Annotated in this window: 15 protein-coding genes; 7 read left to right on the top strand and 8 right to left on the bottom strand. The window is 72.1% G+C overall.

The features are described 5' to 3' along the window. Positions 1–55: 55 nt before the first annotated feature. On the bottom strand, positions 56–1,114 hold the full coding sequence (locus AC0NH5_RS07715) for a hypothetical protein (protein ID WP_474401338.1): 1,059 nt from the start codon (positions 1,112–1,114) through the stop codon (positions 56–58). Positions 1,115–1,286: 172 nt separating this feature from the next. On the opposite strand from AC0NH5_RS07715, the gene AC0NH5_RS07720 reads away from it, so the two are divergent. The 5 genes from AC0NH5_RS07720 to AC0NH5_RS07740 all read left to right on the top strand — a co-directional run bounded on the left by AC0NH5_RS07720 (position 1,287) and on the right by AC0NH5_RS07740 (position 7,754). Next, positions 1,287–3,158, top strand: coding sequence for a diguanylate cyclase domain-containing protein (locus AC0NH5_RS07720; protein ID WP_474401340.1), 1,872 nt, complete (start codon positions 1,287–1,289; stop codon positions 3,156–3,158). Beyond that, positions 3,155–5,452 carry a putative bifunctional diguanylate cyclase/phosphodiesterase gene (locus AC0NH5_RS07725; RefSeq protein ID WP_474401342.1) on the top strand — a complete coding sequence of 766 codons (2,298 nt, stop codon included), beginning with the start codon at positions 3,155–3,157 and terminating at the stop codon, positions 5,450–5,452. Before AC0NH5_RS07720 ends, AC0NH5_RS07725 begins: the two co-directional genes overlap by 4 nt. A gap of 82 nt (positions 5,453–5,534) precedes the next feature. Next, entirely contained in the window at positions 5,535–6,041 is a 507-nt protein-coding gene (locus AC0NH5_RS07730; protein ID WP_474401344.1) for a hypothetical protein, read from the top strand. Beyond that, positions 6,026–6,898, top strand: coding sequence for an SCO6745 family protein (locus tag AC0NH5_RS07735; RefSeq protein WP_474401346.1), 873 nt, complete (start codon positions 6,026–6,028; stop codon positions 6,896–6,898). The genes AC0NH5_RS07730 and AC0NH5_RS07735 overlap by 16 nt, the downstream gene beginning before the upstream one ends. 79 nt (positions 6,899–6,977) lie before the next feature. Beyond that, positions 6,978–7,754: a hypothetical protein gene (locus AC0NH5_RS07740; RefSeq protein WP_474401348.1), complete on the top strand. Its 777-nt coding sequence runs from the start codon at positions 6,978–6,980 to the stop codon at positions 7,752–7,754. Positions 7,755–7,764: 10 nt separating this feature from the next. Here AC0NH5_RS07740 and AC0NH5_RS07745 read toward each other — a convergent pair whose 3' ends face one another. The 7 genes from AC0NH5_RS07745 to AC0NH5_RS07775 are packed head-to-tail and all read right to left on the bottom strand — an operon-like array spanning position 7,765 to position 14,496. Continuing rightward, on the bottom strand, positions 7,765–8,892 hold the full coding sequence (locus AC0NH5_RS07745) for an ABC transporter substrate-binding protein (RefSeq protein WP_474401350.1): 1,128 nt from the start codon (positions 8,890–8,892) through the stop codon (positions 7,765–7,767). Positions 8,893–8,904: 12 nt separating this feature from the next. After that, complete coding sequence (locus tag AC0NH5_RS07750) at positions 8,905–9,660, bottom strand: ABC transporter permease (protein WP_474401351.1); 756 nt, start codon at positions 9,658–9,660, stop codon at positions 8,905–8,907. Further along, positions 9,657–10,415: an ABC transporter ATP-binding protein gene (locus AC0NH5_RS07755; protein WP_474401353.1), complete on the bottom strand. Its 759-nt coding sequence runs from the start codon at positions 10,413–10,415 to the stop codon at positions 9,657–9,659. Before AC0NH5_RS07755 ends, AC0NH5_RS07750 begins: the two co-directional genes overlap by 4 nt. Then, positions 10,412–11,254 (bottom strand): ABC transporter permease, encoded by an 843-nt coding sequence (locus tag AC0NH5_RS07760; RefSeq protein WP_474401355.1) that lies wholly within the window; start codon positions 11,252–11,254, stop codon positions 10,412–10,414. Before AC0NH5_RS07760 ends, AC0NH5_RS07755 begins: the two co-directional genes overlap by 4 nt. Further along, complete coding sequence (locus AC0NH5_RS07765; protein ID WP_474401357.1) at positions 11,251–12,246, bottom strand: TIGR03842 family LLM class F420-dependent oxidoreductase; 996 nt, start codon at positions 12,244–12,246, stop codon at positions 11,251–11,253. The genes AC0NH5_RS07760 and AC0NH5_RS07765 overlap by 4 nt, the downstream gene beginning before the upstream one ends. A gap of 10 nt (positions 12,247–12,256) precedes the next feature. Continuing rightward, entirely contained in the window at positions 12,257–13,657 is a 1,401-nt protein-coding gene (gene hydA / locus AC0NH5_RS07770) for a dihydropyrimidinase (protein ID WP_474401359.1), read from the bottom strand. Continuing rightward, positions 13,654–14,496, bottom strand: a complete 843-nt coding sequence (locus AC0NH5_RS07775; protein WP_474401361.1) for a nitrilase-related carbon-nitrogen hydrolase — start codon at positions 14,494–14,496, stop codon at positions 13,654–13,656. Before AC0NH5_RS07775 ends, hydA begins: the two co-directional genes overlap by 4 nt. Positions 14,497–14,662: 166 nt before the next feature. On the opposite strand from AC0NH5_RS07775, the gene AC0NH5_RS07780 reads away from it, so the two are divergent. Beyond that, positions 14,663–16,039, top strand: coding sequence for an aminotransferase-like domain-containing protein (locus tag AC0NH5_RS07780; RefSeq protein WP_474401363.1), 1,377 nt, complete (start codon positions 14,663–14,665; stop codon positions 16,037–16,039). Between the two features lie 26 nt (positions 16,040–16,065). Continuing rightward, positions 16,066–17,361, top strand: a complete 1,296-nt coding sequence (locus tag AC0NH5_RS07785; protein WP_474401365.1) for an aspartate aminotransferase family protein — start codon at positions 16,066–16,068, stop codon at positions 17,359–17,361. Positions 17,362–17,632 lie beyond the last annotated feature (271 nt).

Raw genomic sequence — 17,632 nt, forward strand, 5'->3', positions numbered from 1 at the left:
CGGTGACCGGCCCGCCCACCGCCAGAACCAGCGGGCGGGCCGGTCACCGGCGTCGTCAGTCGACCGTCGGCGGCAGGGTGCGCGCGGCCTCCTTCAGCGCCGCGGACGCCGCGGTGTACGGGTTGAAGGTGTACCCACGCGCCGGCGAGCCCGGCACCGCGAAGTAGGCCGTGGCCAGCTTCGCCGGGTCCGTGGCGATCTCGCCCCGGGCCACCGTGTCGTTGCCGTCGTCCCAGCCCCACGGGGCGTTCGCCGAGTTCGTCCCGCAGGAGAAGGTGCCGGTGCCGCACCCGCCGCTGGTGTCGCCGGCGAAGGTGCCGAGGCCCGCGAACAGGCTGCTGTTGGTGCGCTGCGCCCACAGCCCGCCGTCGGCGAAGATGTCGACCAACTTGTAGCGCACGTCCCGGTCGTCCGCGCCGGACGGGGTGTCGGCGCTGGTCAGCGACGGGAAGTAGACGATCCCGTCACCGTTGATCCGGTATTGCGGGTGGGCCTTGAGCCCGTGCCCCTTCGCCTCCTGCGCGGTCACCGGGTGCTGGAACGCGTCGTGCGGCGACGACTGGAGCTGCAGCGTCCCGTCGATCGTCTCGCTGCCGTTCCTCCAGGTGCTGCCGCTCGGCGTGTACGAGAAGAAGTCGCTGTGCGCCACCGTCACGGCGCCGCGGAGCACCCCGTACTCGGAACCGTCCCGCTCGACGGCCACCAGCACGCCCTCGCCGTCGTTCTCGTGCTCGGTCTCGAACAACGGGTGGTCGACCCAGTCCCGCGGGTGGAAGAACAGGTACGTCAGGTACCAGTGGGTGGTGGTCTCGGCGATCGAGTAGTAGGCGTACGCGGCCGTCTCGCTGCCCGCGTTGTCCCAGTTGTCGCGGCCGTTGAGGTTGCCGTCGAAGTCGTACCGGGTGACCATGTCGGCCTTGCCGCCGAGCGCGTGCGATCCGGTGGCGTCCACGTCCTGGTGGTGGACCGGCGCCCAGCGCAGTGCCAGCTCCGCCCGGCTCGGGGCCGCCTGTGCCGCCACCGGCGAGACCACGGCGGCGCCCGCCGCCGCGAGAACCGAGGCCGCGGCCGCCGCCGCCCAGCGCCGGCCCGCGCCCGTACCTGTTCCGCCCATCGATGCTCCTCGTGCAGGGGATATAAGAAGGTCAATATAAGGTCGGTGGGTGACCGTGAGGCATCGGACGGATGACCGTTGATCAATAACGGGTGAGCGCGCCGAGAACGCTAAGCCCGTGCGAAGTCCCGCCGATCGCAGGCGTGGACAGCAGAACGACGGGAGATCACCCATGCAGGCAGCGGTCGGCGACACCGCGCGCCCGGCGCCGCTGTGGCGCGACCCGGTGCTGGCCACCCTCGCCGTGGGCGGTCTCGCGCTGCTCGGCTGGTACGCGCTGGACGTGGCCGGCTCGCGTACCCAGCTGATCGTCTGCTGGCTGGTCGCCCCGGTGATGGACGTCCTGCTGTTCTGGATGTGCCGCCGACTGTACCGCGCCGGCGGCATGGACCCGGTGCCCGCCCGGTTCTGGCGCTCCGTCGGGCTGGCCGGGCTGATCTTCGCCGTCGGTGACACCGCGCTCTGCGTCACCGTGCTCGGCGACCCGTCGATCGAGCGTTCCGTCGCCCATCCGGTGCAGACCGCGACAGCACTGCTCGGCGTGCTGATGGTGTACGCGGTCGGGCTGCTGCACCCGATCGGCATCTGGCGGCGCAGTGACCGGATCACGTTCCTGCTGGACGCCGCGATCGTGTCGTCGGCCGCCGCGGCGGTCGCCTGGTGCCTGATGACCCGGCCCAGCGTGGTGGCCGCCGGCGGCGCCGAGTACGTCACCGCGCTGGTCGGCTGCGGCGTGATGTTCTGCGCGGTGCTGCTCTCGGTGAAGCTGGTGCTCAGCGGCAACAGCCCGATCCTCGGTGCGGCCGCGCTGCCGATCGTCGTCTCGCTGGTGCTGCAGGCGGCGGTGACCGTGGTGCTGCCGGGCGCCGGCGCCGGATATTCCGGGCTGCAGATGATCCTGACGATCACCCCGTGCATCCTGACCCTGGCCGCGCCCCGGATCCAGGAGCTGCGGCAGGGGACCGGCACGCCGGGACGGCCGGTCCGGGCGAACCGCCGCCGCCGGTACAGCGTCCTGCCGTACGCTGCGAGTGTGATCTGCGCGGCCACCCTCGTGGCCGCCCTGCTCGCCGGGGGTCTCGGGCTGCCGGCCTGGGGCGCCCTGATCGCTCTGCTGCTGAACGTCGCGCTCGTGGTGGCCCGGCAGGTGCTGGCGCTGGCCGAGAACAACCGCCTGCTGGACAAGCTCGACGAGCGGGAGCGCCGCCTCGAGACGCTGCTGCGGCACGCCTCCGAGATCACCTCGATCATCGGTCCCGGCAGCGAGTTCCGCTACATCAGCCCGGCCGTGGAGAAGGTGCTGGGTCTTCCGGCGGCCGACGCGCTCGGGCGCTCGTCGCTCGAGACGCTGCACGCCGAGGACCTGGAGCGGCTCGGGCCGCAGCTGGAGACGCTCTGTTCCACCCCGGGCGCCGAGCTGACCTTTCAGGGGCGATACCGGCGGGCCGACGGCTCCTGGCGCTGGCTGGAGGTGGTCGCCGTGAACCTCGCCGACGAACCGGCCATCGGGGGTGTGGTGAGCAACGCCCGGGACGTCACCGAGTCCCGCGAGCTGCACGAGCGGCTGCGCTTCCAGGCCGGCCACGACGACCTGACCGGGCTGGCGAACCGGCGTGAGTTCACCGCCGCGATGCTCGCGGCGGCCGGGCCCGGCGGCGACGGCGGGGCGGCGGTGCTGCTGATCGACCTGAACGGCTTCAAACAGATCAACGACACGTACGGGCACAGCGCCGGCGACACGGTCCTGCGGCACGTGGCCGACCGGCTGCGCGCCTGCGCCGGCCCGGACGACCTCCCGGCCCGGCTGGGCGGCGACGAGTTCGCGGTGCTGGCCGGCGGCGGTGACCCGGCCGCCGCCGAGCGCCTCGCGGTCCGGCTGCGCACCGCGCTGACCGGGCCCGTGCGGTTCGCCGGCCGCGAGCTGACCGTGGGCGCGAGCGTCGGCGTCGCGGCCGGCCCGGCGGCCGACCCCGACCGCCTGCTGCACACCGCCGACCTGCGGATGTACGACGACAAGCAGCGCTCGAGGGCGGTGTCCCCGTGACGGCTCGCGCGCCGCTGCGGTACGTCCTCACCGCCGCGGTCATCGTCCTGATGAGCACGGTGTGGTACCTGCTGTGGGTGGCCACCGGCGGCCGCACCGGACCGGCGGCGGTCGGCTACCTGTTCATGCCGGCCGTGATGGCCGTCGGCGGGCTCTCCGTGCGCTCGCTGCGCCGGGCCGTCGCGCTGGCGCCGGCCGGCCGCCGCTTCTGGCTCACCCTGGAGGCCTGCTGCTATCTGTTCACGGCGGGCTTCGTGCTGCTCGCGGTGGACGCGTTCCGGTTCTCGCCGGAACTGCCGGCGATGCCCCCGGCCGGCGCGGTGCTGATCGGCTCCGGCGTCGTGGTCGCGATGTGGGGTGTCATCCAGGTGCCGCTGGGCGTGACGACCTGGTACGAGCGGGGCAAGCAGTGGCTGGACCGCACGATCGCGCTGCTCGGCTGCTCGACCGTGCTCTGGCACTTCGGCGTCTCACCGATGGTCACCGCGCCCGAGCCGTGGACCACCTCAGCGCTCTCCATCCTGCTGCTGGCCTGTGCCTTCGCGGCGGGCGCGATCACCAAGGTGTCCTACATCGCGGGCGGGCCGGTGGACCGGACGGCGATGCGCCTGGTGGCCTGCACCGGGCTGACCGCGGCGGCTGTCGCGCTGCTGGCCGTGCTCGGCAGCTACGACGGCATCCTCCCGGGGCAGGCGGTCTGCATGCCGCTCTCCGGCCTGTTGATCGCCCTCGGCGCCCGCCGGCAGCAGACGGCCACCTGCGGACCGCGGCGGTCCGGCAACGTCTGGCTGCCGTACCTGGCGGTGCTGGCCGTCGACGTCCCGGTCGCGGACGTGCTGTTCCGGCCCGAGCACTGGGGTCCGGGCAGATGGGAGGGCCGGCTCGTCGTGCTCGCCGCGATCGTGGTGACGGCGCTGGTCGCGGTACGCCAGTACGTGGTGTTCCGGGAGAACACCGGCCTGCTGGAGGAGAAGCGGGCGTCCGAGGGCCGGCTGCTGCACGAGGCCACCCACGACCCGCTGACCGGGCTCGCCAACCGGGCGCTGTTCAAGCAGCGCCTGGAGACCGCGCTCGGCGCGGGCGGCGCCACCGTGCTGCTGGTGGACCTGGACGACTTCAAGACTGTCAACGATTCCCTGGGCCATGACGTCGGCGACGCGCTGCTGGTCGCGTTCGCGACGTCACTCTGCGCCGCGGCCGGCGACGACGGCGAGGTGGCCCGGCTGGCCGGTGACGAGTTCGCGGTGCTGACCGGCACCGGCACGGCGGGGGAGTGCGTCGCCGAGCGGGTGATGGCGGCGACCGCCGTGCCGATCAGCGAGCACCGGCTGCTGGTGCACGTCAGTGCCGGCCTCGCCTCGGCGCCGCCCGGCTCCGCCCCGAGCCAGCTGCTGCGTGACGCGGACGCCGCCATGCACGCGGCGAAGCAGCGGGGCAAGGCCAACTGGGTCCGCTACGCCGCCGGGATGGAGCAACCCGCCCAGGCGCACGCGCGGCTGGGCGGCGAGCTGCGCCGGGCCCTGGACGCCGGTGAGCTGCGCGTGGTCTACCAGCCCATCGTCGGGCTGGCCGACGGGCGGGTGACCGGCGCCGAGGCGCTGGTCCGCTGGCAGCACCCGGACCGCGGCCTGATCTCGCCGGCCGACTTCATCCCGGCGGCCGAGCGCACCGGCCTGATCGTGCCGCTGGGCCGGTTCGTGCTGCGCGAGACGTGCCGGCAGGCCGCCGAGTGGCTGCACGAGTTCGGGCCGGACGCGCTCCTCAAGGTCGCGCCGAACGTCTCGGTACGCCAGCTGCACGACCCGGACTTCGTCGCCGACGTGCGGGCCGCCCTGCGCGACTTCGGCCTGCCCCCGGAGCGCCTCGTCCTGGAGCTGACCGAGTCCGCGGTGCTGCGCGGCCAGCAGGTGCTGCGGGTCCTGCACGAGCTGCACGGGATGGGCGTCCGGCTGGCGCTGGACGACTTCGGCACCGGCGAGTCGTCGCTGAGCCTGCTGCGATCCTTCCCGGCGGCGATCGTGAAACTGGACAAGTCGTTCGTCGACGGCATCGAGCTCGACGAGCCGGGCACCCCGGCTGCCGACGCCCGGCAGGCGGTGGCCCGCGCGGTCGTCCAGCTCGCCGACGCGCTCGGCCTGGACACCGTCGCCGAGGGCGTCGAGAACCAGGAGCAGGTGGAGCGGCTGCTGCGCCTGGGCTACACGGTCGGCCAGGGTTACCACCTCGGTCGCCCGGGCAGCGCCGCCGAGCTGACCGCCCGGCTCGCCGCCCAGCGCACCCACGCCGCCGCCTGACCCCGAGCGTGTGAAGTTGTGGTCCGTATCCGACCCCAACTTCACACACAGCCGCTCGCCGAGGGGGCGATAGGGTACGGCGGTGGACACGGCGGACGACGGCACCAGCACAGCGCGGTCCCTGGCGCGGTGGCTGGAGCGGGTCACCTTCGCCGACCTGACCGCCGACCAGGCGACCGCGCGCATCCTGGACGCCGTCGCCGGCTGGGGCGCCGACCAGGGCTGGCGGGTCTACCGCCGGGCGCCCAGCGTCGTCCCGCTGCCGCCGCCGCTGCGCGGCCACTCGGTGATCGACGTGGCCTGCGCACGGCCGGGCGCGCCGCCGATCGCGATCGAGGTTGACCGCCTGGACCGGCAGCGCACGGTCGACAAGTTGCTCGCCGAGGCGGCGGCCGGCCGGGTGGCGATCTGGGTCCGCTGGGGCGCCGGCCCGTTCCCGTCACCACCGTTGCCGGTGCACCTGGTCACCCGGGAGGCCGCCCGGCAGGCGGGCCGCTGGCACACCGTCGTCGAGCGCCCGGCGCCGCATCATTCGCCGAACGTCGTTCCCGCCGCCGAGACAGAGGAGTTGCCGTGGGGCAGCCTGTGAGCGAGAGTCCGTACCGGCTGGCCTGGCGGGTCACCGAGCCGCTGCACGCGATGATCTATTTCGTCCCCGAGGCGGCGCAGCGTTATGCGGCGCTGGGGCTCGACGCGTCGGCCGGCTATTTCGCCTCCCGTGGGGCGGTGTTCGGCCCGACCGGTCCGGGCCTGGTCGCGGCGACGTTCTACAACTTCAACCCGGCGCTGGTGGCGCGGGCGCTGCCGGCAGCCTGGGAGCGGACCACCCCGGCGGCGGTGCTGGCGGCCCGGCTCGACGCGGCAGACGCGGCCCTGACCAGGGGCTTGGGTGCCGAGGTGGTGGCCGGTCCGGAGGTGGCCGAGGCGGCGGAGCTGGCGCGGACGGCGGCGCTGGCCGCGGCCGAACTGCCGCAGGGGCGCCCGCTGTTCGCCGCATACGCCGAGCTGCCCTGGCCGGAGCAACCGCACCTGACGCTGTTCCACGCGCAGACGTTGCTCCGCGAGTTCCGCGGCGACGGGCACGTGGCGGTGCTGCTGGAGTCCGGCGTGACCGGCCTGGAGTCGATCGTGTTGCACGTCGCGAGCGGCGGCGCCGAGGAGCGGTTCCTGCGGCCGACCCGGGGGTGGAGCCGGGATGCCTGGGCGGCCACCGTCGAGGATCTGCGGTCGCGTGGGCTGCTCGGCGACGACGGCCTCACCGAGGCCGGGCGGCAGCTGCGTGCCGATGTCGAGGAGCGGACCGACCGGCTGGCCGAGCCCGCCTACCGGGCGCTCGGTGCCGACGGTTCTGCGCGATTGGCCGCCCTGACCCGGCCGTTGAGCCGTACCGTGGTGAAGGCCGGCATGCTCGATCCCCGCAGCCTGAGCGGGGACCGGGCTCGTTGACGCGTGCCGGTGATCAGGCACACCAGACCAACACCCCGATTCCTTTGCCTGGGAGTAATCGGTAGGTCACGCTTGGTGAGTGACACGAGAACAGCGGAGACACCCGGCGTCCTGGTGGGCGCAGTTCCTCCAGGCGTCCGAGCGGTTCGACACCGCCTATCTGATCGAAGAGCTGGGTGACCTGATCGTCGCCAAGATCGCGTCGCCGTTGCTGCGGCGCGAGGCGCAGATCGCCGCCGACCTCATGGTGCGGCACCTGAACCGGCCGACCAGCCAGGAGCTGGCCGACCGCGCCGTGAAGGGCGTCGAGCGGCTGGTCGAGACCGTGGATCGGCTCGTCGAGCGCTCCGGCGAGGATTTCGCGCTCGACGAGGCGTACGCCCTCTGTCATCTTTTGCAGGGCCGGGTCGGTGAGGCCGCCGCCGAGGCCGAGGGGTTCCTCAAGACCCAGCAGATCCTGCGGGCCTTCGTCGGCGCGCTGCGGATGGAGCGGTTCGACGGCGACCTGGCGGTCAAGCTGCTCGCCGCCGGGCAGTCGCCGGCCGCCGCGCTGCACTCCGGCCAGGTGGTCGGCAAGTACAGCTGGTGGCCGAGCTGGCTGATGAAGGTGGTCACCGAGCGGGCGCTCGCCGGGACGCTCGACAAGGAGACTGTCGAGGCCCTCGACCGGTGCGCGTACGCCGAGTTGTCCCCCGCCCAAGCGCGTATCGCCCGCCGGCTGCTGGAGGGCGAGGACGAGCTGATCGCCGCCTCGGCCGTCCGGCTGGAGGGTCTCGGCGAGAAGGACGCCGCCGACAAGCTGCGCAAGGGCGACCTGAACGCGGTCGCCCTCGCCGCCCGCCTGATCCCGATCTGAGCCGGCCGGATCAGGCGCCGCCCTCCGCCAGGCTGACCGTGGCCGGCTGGAAGGCGGCGCCGGTGACGTCGACGCCGGCGGCCTTCGCCTGCTCCAGAGCCTGCCTGATGTAGTCGTTGGTGAAGGCCAGGCCCTCCGGAGCCTTGGTCAGGACGGTGTCGCCGGTCTGGTTCTTCGTGGTCATCGAGATGTCCACGGTCTGCTTCCAGGAGGCCTCGTCGATCAGGCCGATGCCGCCGGCGGACGGCCAGATCAGCTTGTTGGTCTCGTTCATCTGCCACAGCTGGTGGCTCTTGCCGAGCTTCGAGCCCTTGGCGACGACCAGGTCACGGCACTTCTCCGCGTTGTCGCGGCAGAACGCCCAGCCCTTGATCGTGGCGGTCAAAAACTTCACGGTCTGCTGCTGGTACGCCGGGTCGGCGAGCTTCTCGGTGTTCGCCCACACCGCGTCCTGGAGCATCGACGAGCCCTCGGCCTTCCAGTCGATGATCGAGAAGTCGGCCGGGGTGTAGAGCTTGCCGGTCGCCGGGTTCTTCGCCTCCAGCAGCTGGGCGTACTCGTTGTAGCTCATCGCCTGGGCGGCGTCGATCTCCCGCTTGAGCAGCGCCTGCATGTCGAACTGCTGCTGCACCAGCGTGACGTCCTTGCCGGGGTCCACCCCGGCCTTCGTCATGCCGGCGAACAGCTCGAACTCGTTGCCGAAGCCCCAGTTGCCGACCTTCTTGCCCTTGAGGTCGGCGGCCGTGGTGATGCCGCTGTCCTTCCACGCCACCTGATAGGTCCCGGACCGGGCGAAGATCTGCCCGACGTCGGTGATCCCGGCGCCCTGCTCGCGGGAGGCGAGCGCCTTCGGCACCCAGGCGACCGCGTAATCGGCCTTGCCCTGGGCGAGCACGGTCTGCGGGACGATGTCGACGCCGCCCTCCAGGAGCTCGACGTCGAGGCCCTGCTCACGGTAGAAGCCCTGGTCGACGGCGGCGATGTAGCCGCCGAACTGGGCCTGGAAGAACCACTGCAGCTGCAGCTTGACCGGGGTGAGGGAGCCACTGGCGCCGCCGGACGGTGTGGACGGGGTGTCGGCGGTGCCGCAGGCGGTCAGGGCGAGAACCGAGGCGAGGAATATCCGGGAGATCTTCATGCGCGTCCCTATCTAGCTGATGAGGCGTTGTTTCCACGGCATGGCCAGGCGCTCCAGCAGGAGCGTCGCCAGATAGAAGGTGAGTCCGAGGAGGCAGGCGCCGGCCACGAAGGCCCAGGCACGGGGATAGGCGGTGAACGCCGCGGCGGAGGTGATCCGCGCGCCGAGCCCGTCCTGCAGCCCGCCGAAGTACTCGGCGACGACCGCGGCGATGACGGCCAGCGACGACGCCTGCCGCAGGCCGGTGAAAAGGTGGGGCAGCGCGCCGGGCAGGCGCACCTTGCGGGCGAACGTCCAGCCGCCGGCCGCGTACGAGCGCATCAGCTCCTGATGCACCGGATCGACCTCCCGCAGGCCGCGCAGCAGGTTGAGGAAGACCGGGAAGAACACCACGATCCCGGTGACCAGCCGGCGGGGCACGCTGCTGGTCGACTCGAACATGTTGTTGAGGATCGGCGCCAGCGCGATGATCGGCAGCGCGTTGACCAGCGCGGCGAACGGGATCGACACCTCGCCGAGCACCCGGGAGCGGCTGGCGGCGAGCGCGGCCAGCACCGCGATCAGGGTGCCGCCGATCAGGCCGGTCAGCGCGTTCGCGCCGCTGGCCAGGGCGGCATCCGTGATGTTGCCGCGCTGCTCGACCAGCTGGTCGCCGATCGCCGACGGCGCGGGCAGGATGAACGGTGCGATCCGGCCGAGGGTGACGGTGAGCTCCCACAGGACCAGCGCGAGGACCCCGAACAGCAGCGGGGGCAGGACGCGCCTCATCCGCGCAGCGCCTTGCGGACCTCGGTGATCGCCGCGAAGTACGCCGGTGCCTGCCGGCCGGCCTCGTCGCGGGACGGCAGGCGCACGTCGATCGAGGCGGTGATCCGGCCGGGCCGGGCCGACATCACCACCACCCGGTCGGAGAGGAAGACCGCCTCGGAGATCGAGTGGGTGACGAAGACGGTGCCGGCGCCGGTCTTGGCGCAGATGCCGAGCAGCTCGGACTGCAGCCGTTCGCGGGTCATCTCGTCGAGCGCGCCGAACGGCTCGTCCATCAGCAGCAGCGGCGGCTGCACCGCCAGGGCCCGGGCGATCGCCACCCGCTGCTGCATGCCGCCGGACAGCTGGCCCGGGTAGTGCCCGGCGAAGTCGGCCAGTCCGACCAGGTGCAGCATCTCGTCGGCCCGGGCCCGGCGTTCGGCCCGGCCGATCCCGCGCAGCTCCAGCGGAAGCTCCACGTTGCGCCGCACGGTACGCCACTCGAAGAGCCCCGCCTGCTGGAACGCGATGCCGTACTCCTGGTCCCGGCGGGCCTGCGCGGCGGGCCGGCCGGCGACGGTGACCGTGCCGGTGGTCGGCTCGATCAGGTCGGCGATCAGCCGCAGCAGCGTGCTCTTGCCGCATCCGGACGGGCCGATCAGCGAGACGAACTCGCCGTCGCCCACGGTCAGTTCCACGTCGGCGAGCGCGAGCACCTCGTCGGCCCGGCCCTGGTTGAAGATCTTCGTCACCCGGTCCACGACCACGGCCGTCACAGGGTCACCACCTCCACGTGGCGCCGGTGCCGCATCAGCGGCACTTCCAGCAGGCTGACGGCGGCCGCGACGAGCAGGCCGAGCAGGGCCGCCCCGAGCATGGCCGTGTACACCTTGGCGGGGTCCGAGGTGGCCTCCCGCGAATACTCGATGATCAGTCGCCCGATGCCGCCACGGGTGCCGGTGGAGATCTCACCGACCACCGCGCCGACCACTGCCGCCGCGCCGGCCAGGCGCAGCGCCGGGAACAGGTAGGGCAGCGCCGCCGGGAAGCGCAGCTTCGCCAGGGTCCGCCACCAGCCGGCGGCGTAGCTGCGCATCAGCTCGACGCCGGCCGCCGCCGGGGACTGCAGGCCGCGCAGCATGCCCACCGCCACCGGAAAGAAGGCCAGGTAGGCGGCGATCACCGCGACGGTGGCCCAGGCCGGCATGATGCTGCCGGACCAGCCGGCGATGAGCGGCGCCAGCGCGACGAGCGGCACGGTCTGCGAGAGGATGACGTACGGCAGGAGGCCGCGCTCGACGATCCGGAAGCGCTGCATGCCCACCGCCAGCAGCAGGCCGACCAGAGCGCCGGCGGCGAACCCGGCGGCCGTGATGCCGAGCGTGAAGAAGCAGGCCTCGAGCACCACCAGCCACACCGGACGGCCGCCGGCCATCTCCGGGCCGGCCAGCCGTTCCGCGATCGTCCACAGGTGCGGCATGGAGAGGTCGTCGGCGCGCGGGAGCACCCGCACGCCGAGGACCACGGTGCCCTCGGGGTTGCCGACGGCCTTGTAGCCCTCCCAGAGCAGGGCTCCGGCCAGCAACCCGGCAAGGATCGCGAGGACTCTTCTCACCGCAGCGCCTGGATGACCTGATTGCCGTACGCCGCAAGGGTTTCGTCCTTGGCGTCGTGCTGGAGGTAGACGGCGAACTGGTCCACCCCGAGCGCCTTCAGCTCCTGGAGGCGTTTGACGTGGCTCTCCACCGGTCCCAGCACGCAGAACCGGTCCACGATGTCGTCCGGCACGAACGCGGTGTGGCTGTTACCCGCCCGGCCGTGCTCGGCGTAGTCGTACCCCTGCCGGGCCTTGATGTAATCGGTCAGGGCCTGCGGCACCGCGCCGTCCCCGCCGTACCGGGCGACGATGTCCGCCACGTGGTTGCCGACCATCCCGCCGAACCAGCGGGTCTGGTCCCGCTGGTGGGCCAGGTCGTCGCCGACGTAAGCGGGCGCCGCGACACAGAACCTGATGGCGTCGGGGTCGCGGCCCGCGGCGACGGCCGCCGCCCGCACCGCGCCGATCATCCACTCGGCGATGTCCGGATCGGCGAGCTGGAGGATGTACCCGTCGCCCACCTCCCCGGTGAGTGCGAGCGCCTTGGGGCCGTAAGCCGCCACCCACACCTCGAGGCGGCTGTCCGGGGCCCAGGCGAACTGGACCTCGTTGCCCCGGACGGTCACCTTCTCGCCGTTGGCCAGGCCCCTGATCGCCTGGACGCTCGCACGCAACTGGCCCAGCGTCTGCGGTGGCAGGCCGAGCACCCGCAGGGCGGAGTCGCCGCGGCCGATGCCACAGACGGTCCGGTTGCCGTACATCTCGTTGAGCGTGGCGAACATCGACGCGGTGACGGTCCAGTCCCGGGTGCCCGGGTTGGTGACCATCGGGCCGACGACGATGCGCTCGGTCTCGGCGAGGATCTTCGAGTAGACGACGAACGGCTCCTGCCAGAGCACGTGCGAGTCGAACGTCCAGAAGTGGCTGAAGCCGGCCGCCTCGGCCTTCTTCGCCCACTCGACCACGGCGAGCGCCGGTGGATCGTTCTGCAGAACAACGCCGATGTCCATGGGCACCCGCCTAGATCAGATAGTCGCTGAGGCCGCGCTTGAGGTACCTGCCACGGCCGGCCCGCCCGGTGTACTCGCCACCTGCGGCGATCACCTCGCCGCGGGCGATGACCGTGTCGACCCGGCCGTCGATCTCCCAGCCCTCCCAGGCGGAGTGGTCCATGTTCATGTGGTGCGTGGCGGCGCTGATCCGGGTGCGCCCGGCCGGGTCGTACAGCACGATGTCGGCGTCCGAGCCGGGGGCGATGATCCCCTTGCGCGGGTAGAGGCCGAACATCCGCGCCGGGGTGGTGGCGATGGTCTCCACCCAGCGGCCCAGCGACAGCTTCTTGTCGACCACACCCTGATAGAGCAGGTCGACCCGGTGCTCGACGCTGCCGATCCCGTTCGGAATCTTGGAGAAGTCGCCGAGGCCCAGCTCCTTCTGGTCCTTCAAGCAGAACGGGCAGTGGTCGGTGGAGACGACCGAGAGGTCGTTGGTCCGCAGGCCCTGCCACAGGTCGGCCCGGTGCGGTTCGTGCTTGCTGCGCAGCGGCGTCGAGCAGACCCATTTGGCGCCCTCGAAGCCGGGCGCGCCGAGCTGGTCCTCCAGCGTCAGGTACAGATATTGCGGGCAGGTCTCGGCGAACACGTTGCGGCCCAGGTCGCGGGCCTTCTTGACCTCCTCCAGAGCCTTCGACGCGGACAGGTGCACGATGTAGAGCGGGCAGTCCGCGGCCACCGACGCCAGCCAGATCGCCCGGCTGGTGGCCTCGGCCTCCAGCTCCTGCGGGCGGGTCAGGCCGTGGTGGATCGGGTCCGTCTCGCCGCGTTCCAGGGCCTGCCTGACCAGCACGTCGATGGCCGGCCCGTTCTCCGCGTGCATCATGATCATGGCGCCGTTGTCGCGGGCCTTCTGCATGGCGCGCAGGATCTGGCCGTCGTCGGAGTAGAAGACGCCGGGGTACGCCATGAACAGCTTGAAGCTGCTGATCCCCTCGGTCGCCACCAGCTGGTCCATGGCCTTGAGGGAGTCGTCGTCGACGCCACCGAGGATCATGTGGAAGGCGTAGTCGATGTGGCAGTTGCCGTCCGCCTTGCCGTGCCACGCGGCGAGACCGTCCTGCACCACCTCGCCGTACCGCTGGACCGCGAAGTCGACGATCGTGGTGGTGCCACCGATCGCTGCCGCCCGCGTGCCGGTGTCGAAGGTGTCGCTGGCGTGGGTGCCGCCGAACGGCAACTCCATGTGGGTGTGCGCGTCGACGGCACCCGGGATGACGTACTTCCCGGTGGCGTCGATGACCTCCGGACCGTCGGGGGCCCGGCCGGGCGCGAAGATCGCAGCGATCGTCTCGCCGTCGACCAGCACGTCGGCGGTGAGGGGACCGGTCGGGCCGACGACCGTCCCGCCCCTGATCAGAAGGCTCATGGGGTGACCAGCCCGTCGTAGCTGTCCGGGCGGCGATCCCGGTAGAACTGCCACCGGTCGCGGACCGTGCCGAGCAGGCTCAGGTCCAGGTCGCGCACGATCAGCTCGGGTTCGTGGGTGTCGCCGACGTCGCCGACGAACTTGCCCTCCGGGTCGACGAAATAGGTCTGCCCGTAGAAGTCGTTGTCGCCCAGCGGCTCGACGCCGACCCGGTTGATCGCGCCGATGAAGTACTCGTTGGCCACCGCGCTGGCCGGCTGCTCCAGCTGCCACAGGTACGACGACAGGCCGCGGCTGGTGGCCGACGGGTTGAACACGATCTGGGCGCCGGCCAGGCCGAGCGCCCGCCAGCCTTCCGGGAAGTGCCGGTCGTAGCAGATGTAGACGCCGACCCGGCCGACCGCGGTGTCGAACACCGGGTAGCCGAGGTTGCCGGGCCGGAAGTAGAACTTCTCCCAGAAGCCCTTGACCTGCGGGATGTGGTTCTTGCGGTACTTGCCGAGATACCGGCCGTCGGCGTCCACGACGGCCGCGGTGTTGTAGAGCACGCCCGGCTGCTCCTGCTCGTACATCGGCAGGATCATCACCATGCCGAGTTCGGCGGCGAGCGCCTGGAACCGCTCGGTGGTGGGCCCGGGCACGGACTCCGCGTACTCGTAGTAGGCCGCGTCCTGCACCTGGCAGAAGTACGGGCCGTAGAACAGCTCCTGGAAGCAGATCACTTTCGCGCCCTGGGCGGCGGCGTCACGGGCGTAGTCCTCGTGCGCCTTGATCATGGATTCCTTGTCGCCCGTCCACGTGGTCTGGACGAGGGCGGCGCGAACGACGTCTATCGACATTGCGGGCCCCTCTCAGATGGGGATTTCGCCTGTGATCGTGTGTCTACTCCCCGTAGTACCTCCAGCGCCAGGGGTTGCCTAGAAGCGCTCGATGCCGTAGGACACTAACGACACACATGGAAGCGAACAATTGCTCGTACGTAACCGATTGTTTCGGAGAGGTAATTTGCTGAGTCTGATCACCGGGGCGGTCGAGGACCGCAGCGCCCGGGGCATCGCCGCGGCCGTCAGCCGGCTGATCACCGCCGGGCGGCTGCCGCCGGGCGGCCGGCTGCCCACCGTGCGCTCGGTCGCCGGCGAGCTCGGGGTCAGCCCCACCACGGTGAGCGAGGCGTGGCGCAGCCTGATCCACGCCGGGGCGATCCAGACCCGCGGCCGTTCCGGCACCTTCGTCGCCGGCCCCCTGCCACCGCGCGAGCGGCTGCGCTACACCCAGCTCGGCGGGGCGGGCGTCGCGCTGCCCCGGGACCTCTCCACCGGCGTGCCCGACCCGGCGCTGCTTCCCGATCTGAGCGAGTCGCTGCGCCGGATCGGGGACGGGCGCTGGGCGGGCAGCTACCTGGACGCGCCCGTGCTGCCCGAGCTGGAGGCGGTGCTGCGGGCCCGCTGGCCGTTCCCGCCGGAGCGGCTCACCGTGGTGGACGGCGCGATGGACGCCCTGGACCGGATCGCCGGTGCCACGCTGCGGTTCGGCGACCACGTGCTGGTGGAGAACCCCGCCTTCGCGCCGCTGCTCGACCTGCTCCAGGCGGTCGGCGCCACGGTGCTCGGCGCGCCGATGGACGACGAGGGCATCGTCCCCGGCGACCTGCGGCGGCTGTTGCGGGAATACCGGCCGGTCGCCCTCTTCCTGCAGCCCCGCGCGCACAACCCGACCGGTGTCAGCATGAGCCCGGACCGCGCCCGGGTGCTCGCCGGGATCCTGCACGAGGCCCCCGGTGTGCTGGTCGTCGAGGACGACCACGCCGGTGACATCGCCGGCGCGCCGCCGGTCAGCGTCGGCCGGCACCTCGGCGACCGCACCGTGCACGTGGCCGGCTTCGCCAAGAGCCACGGGCCGGACCTGCGGCTCGCCGCGATCGGCGGCCCCGCGCACGTGGTCGACGGGGTGGCCGACCGGCGGCTGCTCGGCCCCGGCTGGTCCAGCCGGCTGCTCCAGGGGGTGCTGCTCGACCTGCTCACCGACGACGGCGCGATCGCCCGGGTGGCGGCCGCGCGGAGCGCATACGCCGAACGCCGCGCCGCGCTCCTGTCCGCGCTGCGGTCCCGCGGCGTGGAAGCGACGGCTGCCGACGGGATCAACCTCTGGATGACCGTTCCGGACCAGCAGAACGCCCTCGTGGCGCTCGCCGCCTGCGGCATCGCGGCCGCACCCGGCGCGCCGTTCTGTGTCACCCCGCTGGGCGACGACCATCTGCGGATCACCGTCGGCCTGGTCGCCGGCGGTTACGACGAACTCGCCGACCTGCTCGCGTCCGCGGCGCTCCGGACCAGCCGCGGCAGCGGCCGGCGCGGCGCCGGGCACCCGCACGGCTGGCGCTGAACCCCTATGTCAGGAGGTAGTCCCCGATGAGTCTGCTCGATCGGCACCGCGCGGTCATGCCCGGCTGGATGCCCCTCTACTACGGCGACGAGGCCCTGGAGATCGTCTCCGGCAGCGGCCGCCGGGTCACCGACGCCGCCGGCCGGTCCTATCTGGACTTCTTCGGCGGCGTGCTGACCACGATGATCGGGTACGACGTGGCCGAGATCAGTGACGCGGTCCGCCGGCAGCTCGGCACCGGCGTCGCGCACACCTCGACCCTCTACCTGATCCGGCAGCAGGTCGAGCTGGCCGAGAAGATCGCCCGGCTCTCCGGCATCCCGGACGCGCGGGTGTTCTTCACCAACTCCGGCAGCGAGGCCAACGAGTGCGCGCTGCTGTTCGCCACCAACGTTCGGCGCTCCCACCAGATCCTGGCGATCAAGAACAGCTATCACGGCCGTACCTTCGCCACCATGGCCGTGACCGGGCACCGCAGCTGGTCGGCCAGCGCGCTGAGCCCGATCTCGGTGAACTGGCTGGCCTCGGCTGACCGGCTGCGCGGGCGGATGGCCGGCCTGACCGACAGCGATCTGATCGACGCGGCCGTCGACGACCTGCGCGAGGTCCTCGCCACGGTCACCGCGGGTGACGTGGCGGCGTTGATCGCCGAGCCGATCCAGGGCGTCGGCGGCTTCGTGCACGGGCCGGACGGGCTGCTCGGGGCGTACGCCAAGGTCCTCGCCGAACACGGCATCCTGCTGATCTCCGACGAGGTGCAGACCGGCTGGGGCCGCACCGGCGAGCACTTCTGGGGCTATCAGGCGCACGGCGTCACGCCGGATCTGATCACCTTCGCCAAGGGCATCGGCAACGGCTTCGCGCTCGGCGGCGTGGTCGGCCGGGCCGAGGTGATGAACGCGGTGCCGGCGATCAGCTTCTCCACCTTCGGCGGCAACCCGGTGAGCGCGGCGGCCGGCAACGCCGTCCTGGACTACGTCCTCGACCACGATCTGCAGGGCAACGCGGCGCGGGTGGGCGAGATCCTGCTCAGCGGCCTGCGCTCGCTCGACCATCAGATCCTTGCGGGGGTACGCGGACGCGGGCTCATGATCGGGTGCGAGTTCGTCCGGCCGGGGACCGTCGAGCCCGATCCCGCCGTCACGGCGCGGGTGTTCGACCTCTGCCGCGCCGGTGGCCTGCTCGTCGGCAAGGGCGGCCTCTACGGCAACGTGGTGCGCCTCGGCCCCGCCCTGACGCTGACGGAGGAGGAGGCCCGGGAAGGCCTGGCCATCCTGACCGACGCCATCGCCACAGCCGACGCCGAGGCCCGCGTCGCCTGACACTCGACGACGGCGCCCCCGCCGTGCAGTACGAGGCGGAATGCCGCCGCAGCCGTGTCGCCGCCGCCCCAGCCACTGTGTGAAGTTCGGGCTCGATTCGAGCCCGAAGTTCACACGCTGGGCTCTGCCTGTGGGTGGGGCGTGCGCGCGTCGGTCGTTCGAGTGTGTGAAGTTGGGGCTCGATTCGAGCCCGGAGTTCACACGCTGGGCTCTGCCTGTGGGTGGGGCGTGCGCGCGTCGGTCGTTCGAGTGTGTGAAGTTGGGGCTCGAT

It is taken from the genome of Actinoplanes sp. 13, from assembly GCF_056134165.1.